The sequence below is a fragment of the Nocardioides eburneiflavus genome, from assembly GCF_004785795.1.
Taxonomy (GTDB): domain Bacteria; phylum Actinomycetota; class Actinomycetes; order Propionibacteriales; family Nocardioidaceae; genus Nocardioides; species Nocardioides eburneiflavus.
In genome coordinates this window covers 85,685-102,611 of the sequence record NZ_SRRO01000001.1, presented here as the reverse complement: position 1 = coordinate 102,611, position 16,927 = coordinate 85,685, and the positions used below count along the sequence as shown (strand labels likewise).

Annotated in this window: 11 protein-coding genes; all 11 read left to right on the top strand. The window is 70.7% G+C overall.

Annotated elements, in window-relative coordinates; all coding sequences use genetic code 11:
* Positions 1–8: 8 nt before the first annotated feature.
* Positions 9–827 (top strand): IclR family transcriptional regulator, encoded by an 819-nt coding sequence (locus EXE59_RS00485; protein WP_135837150.1) that lies wholly within the window; start codon positions 9–11, stop codon positions 825–827.
* A gap of 80 nt (positions 828–907) precedes the next feature.
* Complete coding sequence (locus EXE59_RS00480) at positions 908–2,389, top strand: aldehyde dehydrogenase family protein (RefSeq protein WP_135837149.1); 1,482 nt, start codon at positions 908–910, stop codon at positions 2,387–2,389.
* 4 nt (positions 2,390–2,393) lie between these two features.
* On the top strand, positions 2,394–4,109 hold the full coding sequence (betA, locus tag EXE59_RS00475) for a choline dehydrogenase (protein ID WP_135837148.1): 1,716 nt from the start codon (positions 2,394–2,396) through the stop codon (positions 4,107–4,109).
* Between the two features lie 29 nt (positions 4,110–4,138).
* On the top strand, positions 4,139–6,169 hold the full coding sequence (betT, locus tag EXE59_RS00470; protein ID WP_135837147.1) for a choline BCCT transporter BetT: 2,031 nt from the start codon (positions 4,139–4,141) through the stop codon (positions 6,167–6,169).
* Positions 6,170–6,507: 338 nt separating this feature from the next.
* On the top strand, positions 6,508–7,536 hold the full coding sequence (locus tag EXE59_RS00465) for a quaternary amine ABC transporter ATP-binding protein (protein ID WP_135837146.1): 1,029 nt from the start codon (positions 6,508–6,510) through the stop codon (positions 7,534–7,536).
* Entirely contained in the window at positions 7,533–9,593 is a 2,061-nt protein-coding gene (locus EXE59_RS00460) for an ABC transporter permease (RefSeq protein ID WP_246056398.1), read from the top strand. Before EXE59_RS00465 ends, EXE59_RS00460 begins: the two co-directional genes overlap by 4 nt.
* A 27-nt stretch (positions 9,594–9,620) precedes the next feature.
* Positions 9,621–10,610: an ABC transporter substrate-binding protein gene (locus EXE59_RS00455; protein WP_210428835.1), complete on the top strand. Its 990-nt coding sequence runs from the start codon at positions 9,621–9,623 to the stop codon at positions 10,608–10,610.
* 137 nt (positions 10,611–10,747) lie between these two features.
* Positions 10,748–12,454, top strand: a complete 1,707-nt coding sequence (locus EXE59_RS00450; protein ID WP_135837145.1) for a BCCT family transporter — start codon at positions 10,748–10,750, stop codon at positions 12,452–12,454.
* Positions 12,455–12,597: 143 nt separating this feature from the next.
* A complete protein-coding gene (locus tag EXE59_RS00445; protein WP_135837144.1) occupies positions 12,598–15,135 on the top strand; it encodes a GcvT family protein in 2,538 nt (845 codons plus the stop codon).
* Complete coding sequence (locus EXE59_RS00440; RefSeq protein WP_135837143.1) at positions 15,135–15,908, top strand: electron transfer flavoprotein subunit beta/FixA family protein; 774 nt, start codon at positions 15,135–15,137, stop codon at positions 15,906–15,908. The genes EXE59_RS00445 and EXE59_RS00440 overlap by 1 nt, the downstream gene beginning before the upstream one ends.
* Positions 15,905–16,885 (top strand): electron transfer flavoprotein subunit alpha/FixB family protein, encoded by a 981-nt coding sequence (locus EXE59_RS00435; protein ID WP_135837142.1) that lies wholly within the window; start codon positions 15,905–15,907, stop codon positions 16,883–16,885. Before EXE59_RS00440 ends, EXE59_RS00435 begins: the two co-directional genes overlap by 4 nt.
* Positions 16,886–16,927 lie beyond the last annotated feature (42 nt).

Sequence of the window (16,927 nt, the reverse complement as noted above, 5' to 3'; positions counted from 1 at the left end):
GTCCCCCCATGGTGGACGTGGCCGACACCCCCGATCCGGGCCCGGAGCCCGCGCAGTCGAGCTCTGCGGTCACCGGCGCCGGCGTGCAGTCCGTGGACCGCGCGCTGGGGATCCTCGAGGTGCTGGCCCGCACCGGGGAGTCCGGGGTCACCGAGATCGCCCTGGAGCTCGGGGTGCACAAGAGCACCGCGTTCCGGCTGGTGGCGACGTTGGAGGCCCACCGGCTCGTCGAGCAGACCGCCGACCGTGGCCGCTACCGCCTCGGCGTCGGCATCCTCAGGCTCGCGGGAGCCACGACGGCCCGCCTCGACCTCGTGCAGGAGGCCCGGCCGATCGCGCGGCAGCTCGCCGCCGACACGGGTGAGACCGTCAACATCGCCGTGCTGTCCGAGAGCTCGGCCCTCTACCTCGACCAGGTCGCCGGGTCGTCCGCGCTCCAGCCGCACAACTGGGTCGGCCAGCACATCCCGCTCCACGCGACCAGCAACGGCAAGGTGCTGCTCGGCGGCCTCGACGACGACGGCCTCGACGCCGTCCTCGGCACGCTCGCGACCTACACCTCGCGCACCATCACCGGCCTCCCCGAGCTGCGCGCGGAGCTGGCCCGGGTGCGCGACCAGGGCTACGCCGTTGCGGTCGACGAGCTGGAGGTCGGACTCACCGCGGTCGCCGCGCCGATCCGCAACACACACGGTGACGTGGTCGCGTCGATGAGCGTGTCCGGCCCGTCCTTCCGGCTGCCCGACGAGCGGGTGGAGGAGGTCGTACGCCTCGTCGTCGCCGCCGCGGTCGAGGTGTCGCACCGCCTCGGCTGGGGGCACCGCTGACCCGACGACCCGACCAGCCCGGACCTTGACGTCCCCACCCGGGCCGCAGGATCCTTCCCCACAGAGAGAGCGAGGCGACCGTGCCTGACCTGTTCATCGACGGAAAGTGGGAGTCGGCGCGCTCGGGGGAGCGCCGCGAGATCCGCTGCCCGGCCGACGGCACCCTCGTCGCCGAGGTCGACGAGGCCGGCGAGGCCGACACCGAGGCCGCCATCGCGGCCGCGCACACCGCGTTCCACGAGGGGCCGTGGCCGAGCACGCCGAGCCGCGAGCGCGGCGACCTGCTCCTCAGGCTCGCCGACCTGCTGGAGCGAGACACCGACGCGGTCGCCCGGATGGAGGCGCTCGACACCGGCAAGCGGTTCGTCGAGGGGCAGTACGACGTCGCCGACGTGGTCTCTGTCTTCCGCCACTACGGACGGATCGCCGCCGAGGAGTCGGGCCGGGTCGTCGACACCGGCAATCCCGACGTGGTCAGCCGGATCGTCCACGAGCCGATCGGCGTGTGCGGTCTGGTGACGCCGTGGAACTACCCCCTCCTCCAGGTGTCGTGGAAGGTCGCGCCGTGCCTGGCCGCGGGCAACACGTTCGTGCTCAAGCCCAGCGAGCTCACGCCGCACTCGGCCATCCACCTCATGCGACTGCTGGACGAGGCGGGGCTGCCGCCCGGGGTCGGCAACCTCGTTCTCGGCGCCGGTGCCACCGCCGGGGCCCCGCTGTCCACCGACCCCCGCGTCGACATGGTCTCCTTCACGGGAGGCCTCGAGACCGGCCGCCGCATCGCCGCCGCCGCGTCCGCCACCGTGAAGAAGGTCGCCCTGGAGCTCGGTGGCAAGAACCCCAACGTGGTCTTCGCCGACGCCGACCTCGACGTGGCCCTCGACTACGCGCTCACGGCGGTCTTCCTGCACTCCGGACAGGTCTGCTCGGCCGGCGCGCGCCTGCTGGTCGAGGAGTCGATCCACGACGGCTTCGTGGACGAGCTCGTCGCGCGGGCGCAGCAGATCCGGCTCGGTGGTCCCTTCGACGACGACGCCGAGACCGGCCCGCTCACCAGCGCCGCCCACCGCGACAAGGTCGAGGCCTACGTCGCCCGCGGGCTCGCCGAGGGAGCAGTGCTGCGCTGCGGCGGCGCGCGTCCCGACGACCCGGCCCTGGCCGACGGCTTCTACTACCTGCCCACGGTCCTGGACGGGTGCACCAGCTCGATGTCGGTCACCCAGGACGAGTCGTTCGGCCCGGTGCTCACGGTCGAGACCTTCCGCGACGAGGACGACGCGGTGACCATCGCCAACGACAGCATCTACGGCCTGGCCGGTGCCGTCTGGACGCAGGACGGCGGACGTGCCCAGCGCGTCGCGGGCCGGCTGCGGATGGGCACCGTGTGGATCAACGACTACCACCCCTACGTGCCCCAGGCCGAGTGGGGCGGCTACAAGCAGTCGGGCACCGGGCGCGAGCTGGGACTCGCCGGTCTCGAGGAGTACCGCGAGACCAAGCACGTCTGGCACAACATCAGGCCGGCGGTGCAGCACTGGTTCTCGCCCGGGGACCGGGGGTAGCGCAGTGGCCCCGCAGCACTACGACTACGTGATCGTCGGCGGCGGGTCGGCCGGCTGCGCGCTCGCCAACCGCCTGTCCGCCGACCCCTCGACGTCGGTGCTGGTCCTCGAGGCCGGCCGCACGGACCGGTTCGACCCGCTGATCCACGCGCCGGCCGCGCTGCCCTTCCCGATCGGGAACCCGCTCTACGACTGGAGGTACGAGTCCGAGCCGGAGCCGGCGATGGGCGGTCGCCGCGTCTACCACGCGCGCGGGAAGGTGCTCGGCGGGTCCTCCTCGATCAACGGCATGATCTTCCAGCGGGGCAACCCGATGGACTACGAGCGCTGGGCCGCCGAGCCCGGCATGGAATCGTGGGACTACCGCCACTGCCTGCCGTACTTCAAGCGGATGGAGTCCCTCGTCATGCCCGACGGGCAGGTCGGGGCCGACCCCTGGCGCGGTGGTTCCGGGCCGTTGACGCTCGAGCGCAGCCCCGCCACGAACCCGTTGTTCAACGCGTTCTTCGAGGCCGCCCAGCAGGCCGGCTACCCGCTGACCGACGACGTCAACGGCTACCGGCAGGAGGGCTTCGGGCGCTTCGACCGCAACATCGTCAAGGGCGTACGGATGTCCGCCGCGCGGGCCTACCTGCACCCGGTGATGAAGCGGAAGAACCTCACCGTCGAGACCTTCGCGCACGCCACGCGCGTGCGCTTCGAGGGCAGGCGCGCCGTCGGGGTGGAGTACCTCCGCGCCGGGCGCCGGCAGCAGTACGCCGCGGCCGGCGAGGTCGTCCTCTGCGGGGGCGCGATCAACTCCCCGCAGTTGCTCCAGCTCTCCGGCGTCGGCAACCCCGAGCACCTCGTGCCGCTGGGCGTCGACATCGTCCAGGACCTCCCCGGCGTGGGCGAGAACCTCCAGGACCACCTCGAGGTCTACATCCAGTACGCCTCCCTCCAGCCGGTCTCGATCGTCGAGGGCCTCAAGTGGCACAACCGGCCGCTGGTCGGGCTCGAGTGGCTCTTCAGGCGCACCGGCACCGCGGCGTCCAACCACTTCGAGGGCGGCGGCTTCTGCCGCTCCAACGAGGACGTCGACTGGCCCAACCTGATGTTCCACTTCCTGCCCATCGCGATCCGCTACGACGGCTCCGCGCCCGAGGGCCAGGACAAGTACGCCCACGGCTACCAGGTCCACATCGGGCCGATGTACGCCGACACCCGCGGCTGGGTGCGGATCTCCTCGACCGATCCGCGCCAGAAGCCGAGGATGCTGTTCAACTACCTCTCGACCCCCACCGACCGCAAGGAGTGGGTCGAGGTCGTCCGGGTCGCCCGCGACATCCTCAACCAGCCCGCCTTCGCCCCGTTCAACGGCGGCGAGCTGTCGCCGGGGCCGTCGGTCGAGACCGACGAGGAGATCCTCGACTGGGTCCGCAAGGACGCCGAGACCGCCCTGCACCCCTCGTGCACGGCCAAGATGGGCACCGACGACCTCGCCGTCACCGACCCCGCCAGCCTGCGGGTGCACGGCACCGAGGGCCTGCGGGTCGTCGACGCCAGCGTGTTCCCGTTCGTGACCAACGGCAACATCTACGCCCCCGTGATGATGGTCGCCGAGAAGGCCGCCGACCTCATCCTCGGCAACACCCCGCTCGCGCCGGCCGACGTCCCCTACTACCGTCACCGCGACCAGTCTCCGCTCTACCCGCCCGGAGATCCCCGCAACGCCACGTGACCCCGACCCGCTCGAGACCGGAGCCCCACATGACCGCACAGCTCGACGCGCACGCACCCACCGACCCGGGTCGTGGCGCACCCGGCCCCACCGTGCGGTGGCCGGTCTTCGTCACGTCGTTCGTCGGGGTCTGCCTGATCACCCTGTGGGCGATCGTCGCGCCGACCAACGCCGAGAGCGTCATCGGCGAGCTCGTGGGCCGCGTCGGGACGGGCTTCGGCTGGTTCTACGTCGCGCTGGCCACCGTGATCGTCGGCTTCGTGATCTTCCTCGGCGCGTCCCGCTACGGCAGCATTCGGCTCGGCCCGGACCACTCCCGCCCGGAGTTCTCGACCTTCGCGTGGGCGAGCATGCTGTTCGCCGCGGGCATCGGCACCGACGTGATGTTCTACTCGGTCATCGAGCCCGTCTCGCAGTACACCGCACCGCCCGTCGGTGAGCCCGGGACCGTCGACGCGGCCCGGGAGGCGACGGTCTGGACGCTCTTCCACTACGGCGTCACGGGCTGGGCGATGTACGCGCTGATGGGCCTCGCGCTGGCCTACTTCTCCTACCGCAAGAACCTGCCGCTGGCCGTACGCTCCGCGCTCCACCCGGTCTTCGGCAAGCGGGTCAACGGTCCGCTGGGCCACGCCGTCGACACCGCGGCCGTCCTCGGCACGATCTTCGGCGTCGCCACCAGCCTCGGCATCGGCGTGGTGTTCCTCAACGTCGGGCTCAACGTGATCTTCGGCGTGCCCGTGGGCACGGGGGCGCAGGCCGCCCTGGCGCTGCTCGCCGTCACGGTCGCGGCGATCTCCGCCACGACCGGCGTGGACAAGGGCATCCGGTTCCTGTCCCAGCTCAACGTGCTGCTCGCCCTCGCGCTCGCGGGCTGGGTGCTGATCACGGGCAAGACCTCGTTCCTGCTCAACGCCGTCGTGATGAACGTCGGCGACTTCATCCGGTCCTTCCCCGCCAAGTCGATGGAGACGTTCGCCTTCACCGACACCCAGGAGTGGATGGAGCTCTGGACGCTCTTCTTCTGGGCGTGGTGGGTGGCCTGGGCGTCCTTCGTCGGCCTCTTCCTCGCGCGGATCTCGCGCGGGCGCACGATCCGTCAGTTCGTGCTCGGCACGATGGTGATCCCGTTCAGCTACATCGTCATGTGGATCTCGATCTTCGGCAACGCCGCGATCGACAAGGTCCGCGGAGGCGACGACGCCTTCGCCGAGGCCGCCGTGGACTTCACCGGCGTCGGCTTCTACGACCTGCTGCGTGACTACCCGCTGGCCGACGTCGTCGTCTTCCTCGCCGTCGTGGTCGGCCTGCTCTTCTACATCACCTCGGCCGACTCCGCGGCGCTGGTCATGGGCAACCTGTGCTCGGAGCTGCAGGACGTCCAGCAGGACTGCGCCGCGTGGCTGCGGATCACGTGGGCCAGCGCCACCGGTCTGCTGACGGTCGCCATGCTCGCCGTCGGCGGCATCCTCGCCCTGCAGTACGCCACCATCATCATGGGCCTGCCGTTCGCGTTCGTGCTGGTGCTGGTCATGTGGGGACTGTTCCGCTCGATCCGCAACGAGGGCCGCAAGGCCGAGGGCGTACGCGGCATCTCTCCGCTGCTGTCGGCGCGTACCGGGTCGGTCGAGGACAATCGGAAGGCCTGGAAGGCCCGGTTGGCCCGCGCCATCAACTTCGTCGACGACGAGGCCGCAGCCGCCTACCTCGTCTCGACCGTGCGTCCCGCGCTGGCGGAGGTCGCCGACGAGCTCTCGTCGATGGGGGTGCCCGCGGGGGTCGTCGGTGGCGGGGCGATCGGCAGCGACGAGCTCCCGTGGGTGGAGCTCGCCACCGACGTCGAGGTGGACCGCTTCGTCTACCGCGTCGAGGTCCGGCGCTCCCCGGTGCCGACCTACGGGGGCCGGATGATCGGCAACCGCGACCAGTACGCGCGACTGGAGGTGCACCTCGTCGACGGCGGACAGGACTACGACGTCATGGGCTACACGGCCGAGCAGGTCATCCACGACTGTCTCGACCAGTACGAGCGTCATCTGGAGTTCCTCCGCGCCGTGTGAAGGCCCGGGTCGCCGGTCTGGACCGGGTCACGGGCAGGGCACGGTGTCGTCCCTGCTCTTGACCGCGGGCGTGAGTCGCAGGATCCTTCGATGGTCCGGCTGGTTGCGTTTGAAGCATCCGGTTGCGGCATACGCAACAACAACGGCGAGGGCGAGGCACGCGTGCCGGATCTCAAGGTCACAGAGTCGAGGGGCGTCGCCCACATCCTGGGTATGTCCCCGCACCCGCCCGCGCTCGCACCCGTCGGGGTCCACCGTGGCGCCATGTCCATCCGGCACTCCACCGAGGACCCGACCTCCGTCCTCGGTGACGTCCGACGACCTGCCGAGGAGCCGGCATGACGACAGCCCTGTCGGTCGACAGTCTCTGGAAGATCTTCGGCGCGCGCGCCGACAAGATCATCGGCACGCCCGACGCCGAGCTCTCGCGCGCCGACCTCAAGGCCCGCACGGGCTGCGTGGTCGGGGTCAAGGACGTCTCCTTCGAGGTGGCTCCTGGCGAGGTGTTCGTGGTGATGGGCCTCTCCGGCTCGGGCAAGTCCACGCTGGTGCGGCTGCTGACCCGGCTCATCGAGCCCACCAGCGGCACGGTCTCGATCAACGGGATGGACATCACCTCGGCGTCGGCGAGCCAGCTGCGCGACGTGCGCCGTACGCAGGTCTCGATGGTGTTCCAGCACTTCGGCCTGCTGCCCCACCGCCAGGTCATCGACAACGTCGCCTACGGTCTCGAGGTGCGTGGCGTCGCCAAGAAGGAGCGACGGGCGAAGGCCGCCGAGATCGTCGAGCTGGTCGGGCTGCAGGGCTACGAGAAGTCCTATCCCGACCAGCTCTCCGGCGGGATGCAGCAGCGCGTCGGCCTGGCCCGGGCGCTGGCGGGCGACCCGGAGATGCTGCTCTTCGACGAGCCCTTCTCGGCCCTCGACCCGCTCATCCGCCGCGACATGCAGAACGAGGTCATCCGGCTGCACCGCGAGCTCGGCAAGACGATGGTCTTCATCACCCACGACCTCACCGAGGCGCTCAAGCTCGGCGACCGGATCATGATCCTGCGCGACGGCGAGATCGTGCAGATCGGGACGCCCGACGAGGTCGTGGCCCAGCCCGCCGACGACTACGTCAAGGACTTCGTCTCCGAGGTGCCGAAGGCGCACGTGCTCACGCTGAAGTGGGTGATGCGCGAGCCGCGGGCGGGGGAGTCGATGGACGGTCCTGCGCTGCCCGTGTCGACGATCGTGCGGCAGGCGGCCCGAGCCGCGATCGCGTCCGACGCCCCCATCCGGGTCATGGAGGGGGACGCCCTGGTCGGGGTGGTCGACGAGGAGGACATCATGCGGGTCGTCGTGGCGGAGGAAGACGTGACGTGACCGCCACCATCGCTCGCTCGTCGACGCCCCAGCCCGTCGAGCCCGGTGCTCCGCCGCCGGTCGAGGAGCACACGAGCATCAGCCGCTGGATCCCTGCGACGGTGATCCTCGCTGCCTGGATCGTGGTCTGGTACTTCACCAACGGCACCCAGACCCTCTCGCTGCCCGGCACGTCCCGCACCGACCTGCACGACCGCCTCACCGAGTTCCAGAACGACCTGCTCGCCGGACGCGACACCAACCCCCTGATGCAGTTCACCAACGCGATCGCCGACGCGCTGCGCAGCCTCTTCGAGTGGATCCAGAAGCTGGTCGTGGTGCCGAGCTTCCCCCGGCCAGTGCCCGAGATCGGCTGGCTGGGCGTCACCACCCTCGCGACGTACGTCGCGCTGGTGGTCGCCAGCTGGCGGATCGCCCTGCTGGTGCTGGCCTCCTTCCTCTCGTTCGGCGTCCTCGGCTTCTGGGAGGACTCCCTCGACCTGCTCGTCATCACCGGCATCTCAGTGGTGCTCGCCGTCGTCATCGGGATCCCGCTGGCCGTCCTCATCGGCACCAGCAGGCGCGCCAGCTCCATCGTCACGCCGTTCCTCGACTTCATGCAGACGATGCCGACGTTCGTCTACCTGCTGCCGATCGTGCTCTTCTTCGGCATCGGCCCGAGCGCGGCCGTGGTGTCCACGCTGATCTACGCCCTACCGCCGATCATCCGGATCGCCGGCTTCGGCATCCGCGAGGTGTCGTCGACGACCGTCGAGGCCACCGACTCGGCCGGGCAGACCTACTGGCAGCGGCTGGTCAAGGTGCAGCTCCCGATGGCCCGCAAGACCATCATCGTCGGCCTCAACCAGACCACCCTGGCGGCACTGTCGATGGCCACCCTCGCCGCCTTCGTCAACGGACCCGGGCTCGGCAAGCCCGTGCTCGCCGGCCTGCGCATCAACGACGTCGGCACGGCGTTCGTCCCGGGCGCCCTGATCGTGGTCATGGCCGTCATGCTCGACCGGACGACGACGGCGGCCAGCGAGCGCGCCGAGAAGGTCGCCCGTGGCGGGGGCGGGGACCCCAGGGTACGCCGTGGGCTGATCATCGGCGGCGGCGTGGCGACCCTGGTCGCGGTCTACCTCTCGCGCACGTACGTCAGCCTGGCCGAGTTCCCCGAGTACAGCATCGGCGACCGGGTCGCGAGTGGGGTGAGCGACGGCATCGACTGGTTCACCGACACCTTCGGCGGCGCGACCGAGTGGATCAAGGACGTCATCACCAACGAGTTCCTCAACCGCACGCAGGCCCTGCTCGCGGACTCACCGTGGTGGCTGGCGTTCGCGGCGATCGCCGCGCTCGCCTTTGTCTTCGGCGGCGTGCGTGCCCTGGTCAGCACGATCGTCTGCCTGGCCGGCATCTGGTACTTCGACCTCTGGCACGACGCGATGATCACCCTCAACATGACGTTGGTGGCCACCGTCCTGGTCATGGTCCTGGCCCTGGTCTTCGGGGTCTGGATGGCACGCGACCGCCGTGTCGACCTCGGCATCCGCCCGCTGCTGGACGCCGGCCAGACGATCCCGCCCTTCGTCTACCTGATCCCCGTCCTGGCGCTGTTCGGGCCCTCGCGCTTCACCGCGATCGTGGCGGGGATCGTCTACGCCGCCCCGGCCGCCATCAAGCTCGTCGCCGACGGGGTGAAGGGAGTCTCGCCGACCACCATCGAGGCAGGTCGTTCCACCGGCCAGACCACCTGGCAGGAGATCACCAAGGTCCAGCTGCCGATGGCCAAGGGGTCGCTGGTGCTGGCCACCAACCAGGGTCTGCTCTACGTCCTCGCGATGACGGTCATCGGCGGTCTGGTCGGCGCCGGCGCGCTCGGCTACGACGTCGTCTACGGCTTCGCCCGCAGCGAGGCGTGGGGCAAGGGACTGGCCGCGGGCATCACGATCGTGCTGCTGGGCGTGATGCTCGACCGGATCACCCGCGCGGCAGCCGACGTACGCCGCGACGACGGGCCGGGGTCCCGTCGCGCCTTCAACCTCCGGCTGCCGATCGGTCCGCCGAGCAACTAGCACCACCCTCACAGAAGGAGCAGCACCATGCGCAACACCCGAAGCCGAGCGGTCCGCCTGGGCGTGCTCGTCACCGCCGCCGTCATGGTGCTCTCCGCCTGCGGCGGGGGCTCCATCGAGGAGCAGACCGAGGCCAACGAGGAAGCCGCGGGCGAGGCCGGGGGCGAGTGCGGCGACCTCAACATGGCCGTGAACCCGTGGGTCGGCTACGAGGCCAGCGCGTACGTCGTGGGCACCGTCGCCCAGGACCAGCTCGGCTGCACGGTCAACTACAAGGAGCTCAAGGAGGACGTCTCCTGGCAGGGCTTCGGCACCGGGGAGGTCGACGTCGTCATCGAGGACTGGGGCCACCCCGACCTGGAGAAGAAGTTCTTCGCCGAGGAGGGCGACGGCACCGCCGAGGACTTCGGCCCGCAGGGCAACGTCGGCATCATCGGCTGGTTCGTCCCGCCGTGGCTCGCCGAGGAGCACCCCGACATCCTCGAATGGGAGAACCTCAACAAGTACGCCTCCGAGTTCGCCACCTCGGAGTCGGGCGGCAAGGGCCAGTTCCTCGGCGCCGACCCGTCGTACGTCCAGTTCGACGAGGCGATCGTGTCCAACCTCGACCTCGACTTCAAGGTCGTCTTCTCGGGGTCGGAGGCCGCCAGCATCGAGGCCTTCCGCAAGGCCGAGGAGAACAAGGAGTGGGTCATCGGCTACTGGTACGAGCCGCAGTACTTCAACGCGGAGGTCCCCATGCAGCGCGTCGCGCTCCCTCCGTACGAGGAGGGGTGCCAGGACGACCCGCAGGAGGTCGCGTGCGACTACCCCGAGACCGAGCTGAAGAAGATCGTCGGGACCGAGTGGGCGGCGTCCGACTCCACCGCCGTCGACCTCGTGCGGAACTTCACCTGGACCAACGAGGACCAGAACGTCGTCGCCGGCTACATCGCCGAGGACGGCATGTCGCCCGAGGACGCGGCCGCGAAGTGGATCGAGGAGAACCAGGACACGGTCGACACCTGGCTCGGCTGATCCCCGTCCAGCTCCCGTCGGACCCCCGGCCCGGTCCCCGGGCCGGGGGTCCTTGACACCCGTCCGGGTGGGGAGCACTGTACCTGTGTTGCAGGTCACGCACTACGTTGCGCCAGGCGCAACAGGACGGGGGCGGCATGGCGCTCAAGGAACCTGTGGGGGAGTCGCTGGTGCCACCGCCAGCAGGCAAGGACGGCCACTTCCCCCTCGACAAGGTGACCTTCGGCGTCGCCGCCGGGCTGGCCGTCGCCTTCCTCCTCTGGGGGACGATCGACTCCACCGGGATGGGCGAGACCACGTCCACGATCCTCGGCAAGCTGACCTCACTGTTCGGCTGGCTGTTCATCCTCGTGAGCGCGGTCTTCCTGCTGTTCTCCGCCTACCTCGCCATCACCCGCTACGGCAACATCCGGCTCGGCCCGGACGACTCGCAGCCGGAGTTCTCGACGTTCTCCTGGGTGTCGATGATGTTCGCGACCGGCATGGGCATCGGCCTGATGTTCTGGGGTGTGGCCGAGCCGCTGACCTACCTCACCGCCACCGACGCGAGCAGCATCCCGCCGGGGCGCGGTGACCCGTCCACGCCTGACAGCGCACGCGTCGCGATGGAGTACGCGTTCTTCCACTGGGGCTTCCACCCGTGGGCGATGTACAGCGTGATCGGCCTCGCGATCGGCTACTTCGCCTACCGCAAGGGCGCCGGCAACCTGGTCTCGGGCGCCTTCGGGCCGCTCCTCGGTGCACGGGCCACGCAGGGTCCGGGCAAGGCCATCGACATCATCGCCATCTTCGCCACCCTCTTCGGCTCCGCGACCTCGCTGGGCCTGGGTGCCCTGCAGATCACCGGCGGTCTCGACGACGTGTTCGGCACCGGCAGCTCGCGCTGGCTGACCGTCGCCGTCATCGTGGTGCTGACGCTGTGCTTCGTGCTGTCCGCGGTCACCGGCATCGAGAAGGGCGTGCAGCTGCTCTCCAACGCCAACGCGATCGCGGCCGTGCTGCTCGTCTTCTTCCTCTTCGTGGTGGGCCCGACGGTGTTCATCCTCAGCACCTTCACCGAGTCGCTGGGGGGCTACCTCACGCACCTGCCGACGATGGCCTTCCGCACCGGCGCGTTCGGCGGCAGCGAGTTCCTCAGCGCCTGGACGATCTTCTACTGGGCCTGGTGGATCTCGTGGACGCCCTTCGTGGGCATGTTCATCGCGCGGATCTCCAAGGGCCGCACGATCCGCCAGTTCGTCGTCTACGTCATCCTGGTGCCGAGCCTGGTCTCGTTCGTCTGGTTCTCGATCCTGGCCGGCTCCGCCTTCGACCTCCAGCTCTCCGGTGCCAAGGACCTCGGCGCGGTGCTGGCGGAGGAGGGCACCGAGAGCGCCCTGTTCACGACGCTGCGGGAGTACCCCCTCGCAAGCGTCACCGTGGTGCTGGCGGTGTTCCTCGTGGCGATCTTCTTCATCACCGGCGCCGACTCCGCCTCGATCGTGATGGGCATGCTCAGCCAGCACGGCAAGGAGGAGCCGATGCGCTGGCTCGTCATCTTCTGGGGCGTCGCCCAGGGCGCCGTGGCCGGCGTGCTGCTGTTCTCGGGAGGACTGGGCGCGCTGCAGACGCTCGTGATCATCGTGGCCGGGCCGTTCATGCTGGTGATCTGCGCGATGTGCGTGTCGCTGATGAAGTCGCTGCGCGAGGAGCCGTACGAGTCGACGCTGCCGTCGCGGGTGCGCAAGGCCGTGCTCCACGCCCAGAAGTACGACTCGGTCGAGAACCACTCGGTCGCGCTGGCCGCGCTCGGCGCCGACCCGGACGACGTGAGCCCGACGCCCGAGGGGGAGAGGGAGGCCTGACGGGTCGAGCCCGTCCCACCGCCGCCCCCGCGCCCTTGACAGTGCGCGGGGGCGGCGGCGTACATTTCAAGTGTCGCGCATAGCGCAACCAGTTGCGCGATGCGCAACGGCGTCAGATCCACCCTCCCGCACAGGAGCCAGCCATGGCAGAGGTCCCCACAACCGCCGGCGTCGTCGTGATCGGAGCCGGCATCGTCGGCAACAGCCTCGTGCACCACCTCACCCGGCTCGGGTGGAAGGACGTGGTGCAGATCGACAAGGGGGCGCTGCCCAACCCCGGCGGGTCCACCGGCCACGCCTCCAACTTCATCTTCACCGTCGACCACTCCCGCGAGATCACCGACCTCACCCTCGACTCGGTCGCGCAGTACGAGGAGATGGGGGTGTTCACGCAGTCGGGCGGCTTCGAGATCGCCCGCACCGAGGAGCGGATGGAGGAGCTGCGGCGCCGCATGTCCAGCGCGCGGGCGTGGGGGATCGAGGCCGAGCTGGTCAGCCCCGCGTTCGTGAAGGAGAAGGTGCCCTTCATCGAGGAGGACCAGTTCATCGGTGCGTTCTGGACGCCCGGCGTCGGCGTCGTGGACTCCCTGCGAGCGGGCACGATCATGCGCGAGCGCGCGCTCGCCACGGGGGAGCTGACCGTCGTGCCGACCGTGGAGGTCGTCGGCCTCGACACCGAGGACGGCCCCCGTGGCCGCCGCATCACGCGCGTGCGCACGACCGGCGGCGACATCGAGGCCGCCACCGTGGTCATCGCGGCGGGCGTGTGGAGCCCCAAGCTCGGCGACATGGCCGGCGTCAGCATCCCGCTCACCCCGGCCGTGCACCAGATGATCAGTGTCGGTCCCTGCCCCCAGCTGGCGGAGAAGGAGGGAGAGATCTCCTTCCCGATCATCCGCGACATGGACACCTTCTGCTACGAGCGCCAGCACGGCGCGGACATGGAGGTCGGCTCCTACGCCCACCGCGCGATCCTCCACGAGCCCGAGGACATCCCCTCGATCGAGCAGGCCAAGCTGTCGCCCACCGAGATGCCCTTCACCTCCGACGACTTCGACCCCCAGCTCGAGCAGGCCTACGAGCTGATGCCCGAGCTGCTCGGCGCGGAGGGTGCGGAGATGCGCTACGCCATCAACGGCCTGCTGTCCCTGACCTGCGACGGCAACCCGATCCTGGGCGAGAGCGAGGTCGCCGGGCTCTGGACCGCCGCGGCCGTGTGGATCAAGGAGGGGCCGGGCGTGGGACGCGCGGTCGCGGAGTGGATGACCCACGGCCACTCGGAGATCGACCTGCACCACAGCGACATCGCCCGCTTCCACCAGCACCAGAAGCGTCGCGAGCACACCCGGCTGCGCACCACCGAGTCGTTCATCAAGACCTACGGCATCATCCACCCGGCCGAGCAGTACGAGTCCGACCGCGACCAGCGGCTCGCCCCGATGCACGACTCGCAGGCCAAGCTCGGCGCGGTCTTCTTCGAGACCGCCGGCTGGGAGCGCCCGTTCTGGTACGAGTCCAACGCCGGGCTGCTCGAGCAGTACGGCGACGCCGTGATGCCGCGCGAGCACGAGTGGGACTCGCGGTGGTGGAGCCCGATCATCAACGCCGAGCACCTCCGGATGCGCGAGGCCGCGGCGGTCATCGACCTGTCCGCGTTCTGCGTGTTCGACATCGAGGGCCCGGAGGCGCTCGACGTCGTGCAGACGACGTGCGTCGCGCAGTGCGACGTCGCCGTCGGCAAGGTGGTCTACACGCCTGTCCTCGACGCGAAGGGCGGCTTCCGCTCCGACCTCACCGTCATGCGCCTCGGCGACGACCACTTCCGCGTGGTCACCGGCGGCGCGCACGGCATGGCCGACCGCGCCTGGTTCACCGGGCACCTGCCCGAGTCCGGCACCACCACCCTCACCGACCGCACCGACGGCGTCTCGACGATCGGCGTCTGGGGCCCGCGGGCCCGCGACATCCTCTCCTCGCTGACCTCCGACGACGTCTCCGACGCCGGCTTCGGCTTCCTGTCCTGCCGCGAGATCTCGGTGGCGTCGGGGTCGGGCAAGCAGATCACCGTCCTCGCCTCGCGCATCTCCTATGTCGGCGAGCTCGGCTGGGAGCTGTACGTACCCATGGACCGGGCGGCCGACCTGTGGGAGGTCCTGCTCGAGGCCGGTGCGCCGCACGGCGCCGTCCCGGCCGGCATCGGCGTCTACGGCACGACCGGACGCATCGAGAAGGGCTACCGCGCCTACGGCGCCGAGCTCGACTCCGAGCGGAGCATCGTCGAGGCCGGCATGCAGCGGCCCAAGGTCAAGGCGGCCGACTTCGTCGGCAAGGAGGCCTACCTGGCCCAGCGGGAGGCCGAGCCGAAGACCGTGCTCTGCACCCTGACCGTCGACGACCACACCTCGGCGTCCGGCACGAAGCGCTACATGCTCGGCGGCGAGCCGATCCTCACCCGCGACGGCGGCACGCTCACCGACGGCCACGGCCACCACCCCTACGTCACCAGTGCCGGGTCGGCGCCGTCGCTCGGCAAGCACGTCCTCCTGGCCTACCTGCCGCCGGCGGAGGCGGTGATCGGCAACGAGCTCGCCGTCTCCTACATGGAGGAGCTCTACCCCGTGACCGTCGGCTCGATCGACGCCACCCCGCTCCTCGACCCGACCAACGAGCGGATCAGGTGATGGTCAGCCCGCTCGTCTGCGTGAAGCGCGTCGTGGACTCCTCCAGCGAGGTCGTCCTCACCGAGGACGGGCAGGGCGTCGACGGCCGCTTCGCCGGGTTCACCACGAGCGCCCACGAGGAGTGCGCGGTCGAGCTCGCCGTACGGATCGCCGCGGACGGCGGGGGCGGTGCCACAGTCCTGACGCTCGGTGATGCCGACGCGGTCGAGCAGCTGCGCTCCGCGCTGGCGGTCGGGTGCACGGCCGCGACGCACGTGCTGGCCGACCCCCAGGCATTCGGCCCCGCCGACGTCGCCCGCGAGATCGCCGCGGTGGTCCGCGACCACGCCGCTGCCGGCACTCCCCACGACCTGGTGCTGCTGGGCAACGACGCCGCCGACAGCGGCGACTTCCAGGTCGGGATCCGGCTCGCGTACGAGCTCGGCTGGCCCGTCGTCAACGGCGTCAGCGCCGTGTCGGTGGACGGCGGCGTGGTGACCGCGAGCGGCTCCGGCCCCGACGGCCACGAGACCTTCCGGCTGCCCCTGCCCGCCGTGGTCACCGTCCTCGAGGGCGGCGTCGAGCCCCGCTACCCGACCGTCCCCGGGCGGATGAAGGCCAGGAAGGCGCCGATCGAGGAGCGGGAGCCGGCCGCCGAGCCCGTGGGCCCGTCCCGCGTACGCCTCGTGCTCCCGCCGCCCTCGCCCTCCACGGTGCAGGTGCTCGGCGAGGGCCCCGCCGCCGCGCCAGCGGTGGTCGACCTCCTCGAGCAGCTGGGGGTGCTGGCGCGATGATCCTGGTGCTGGTGGAGGTGTCGCCCGCGGGCGAGGCCGTCGAGACGTCCCGCGAGGCGATCACGTTCGCCCGCGACCTCGCCGCTGCCGGCGGCGGCGTCCCGATCGACGCGGTGCTGGTCGGGACGCCCGACGACGCCCTCGTCGGGGTGCTCGCCGCCCACGGCGTGCGCCGCATCCACGCCCTCACCGGCGCGGCGTACGACTCCTTCTCCGGCGCCGCGTGGGCGGCCGGCGTCGAGCAGGTACGCGCCGGCGCGGGCTCCGTGGTCGTGATGGCGTCCGGCACCCCGCGCGGCAACGAGGTGCTCGCCCACCTCGGCGCGCGCGCTGCGGTGCCGATGGCCGCCAACGTGGTGTCGTTCGGCGGGCTCTCGCCGTTCACCGTGACCCGCCAGGTCGTCGGGGGAGCGGCGCTCGAGGAGATGCAGCTGTCCCAGCGCCCGGCGCTCTTCACCGTCGCCGGCCACGCGGTCGAGGCGCGTCCCGCCGACACCCACGGCGCGGGCGAACTGGTGGTCGAGACGCCCGAAGTCCCCGACGCCGACCTGGTGGCGCGGGTGGTGTCCACCGACGAGCCCGAGCCCGACCTGTCGGGGACGTTGAAGTCCGCGAAGGTCGTGGTCGGCGCCGGGCGGGGCGCGGGGTCGGCGGAGGGCTTCGACGACCTGCTGGAGCTCGCCGACCTGCTCGACGCCTCGCTCGGTGTCTCCCGCGTGGTGACCTCCCTCGGCTGGCGTCCGCACCACGAGCAGGTCGGCCAGACCGGCAGCCGGATCTCGCCCGACCTCTACATCCCGTGCGGCATCAGCGGCGCCATCCAGCACTGGGCCGGGTGCAGCAGCGCCAAGGCCATCCTCGCCATCAACACCGACCCGGACGCCCCGATGGTCACCAAGGCCACCCACGCCGTCATCGGCGACCTGCACGAGGTCATCCCGGCGGTCAACGCCGAGATCCGCCGCCGCCGCGGCTGAGTCGCCCGTCGGGCTCGGCCCTCCTCTTGCGGCCTTGGGGAA

Bases quoted from the DNA above. Each gene is read 5' to 3' on its own strand.
- EXE59_RS00485 (WP_135837150.1), top strand. From the start codon at position 9: ATGGTGGACGTGGCCGACACCCCCGATCCGGGCCCGGAGCCCGCGCAG.
- betT (WP_135837147.1), top strand. From the start codon at position 4,139: ATGACCGCACAGCTCGACGCGCACGCACCCACCGACCCGGGTCGTGGC.
- EXE59_RS00465 (WP_135837146.1), top strand. From the start codon at position 6,508: ATGACGACAGCCCTGTCGGTCGACAGTCTCTGGAAGATCTTCGGCGCG.
- EXE59_RS00455 (WP_210428835.1), top strand. From the start codon at position 9,621: ATGCGCAACACCCGAAGCCGAGCGGTCCGCCTGGGCGTGCTCGTCACC.
- EXE59_RS00450 (WP_135837145.1), top strand. From the start codon at position 10,748: ATGGCGCTCAAGGAACCTGTGGGGGAGTCGCTGGTGCCACCGCCAGCA.
- EXE59_RS00445 (WP_135837144.1), top strand. From the start codon at position 12,598: ATGGCAGAGGTCCCCACAACCGCCGGCGTCGTCGTGATCGGAGCCGGC.
- EXE59_RS00440 (WP_135837143.1), top strand. From the start codon at position 15,135: ATGGTCAGCCCGCTCGTCTGCGTGAAGCGCGTCGTGGACTCCTCCAGC.
- EXE59_RS00435 (WP_135837142.1), top strand. From the start codon at position 15,905: ATGATCCTGGTGCTGGTGGAGGTGTCGCCCGCGGGCGAGGCCGTCGAG.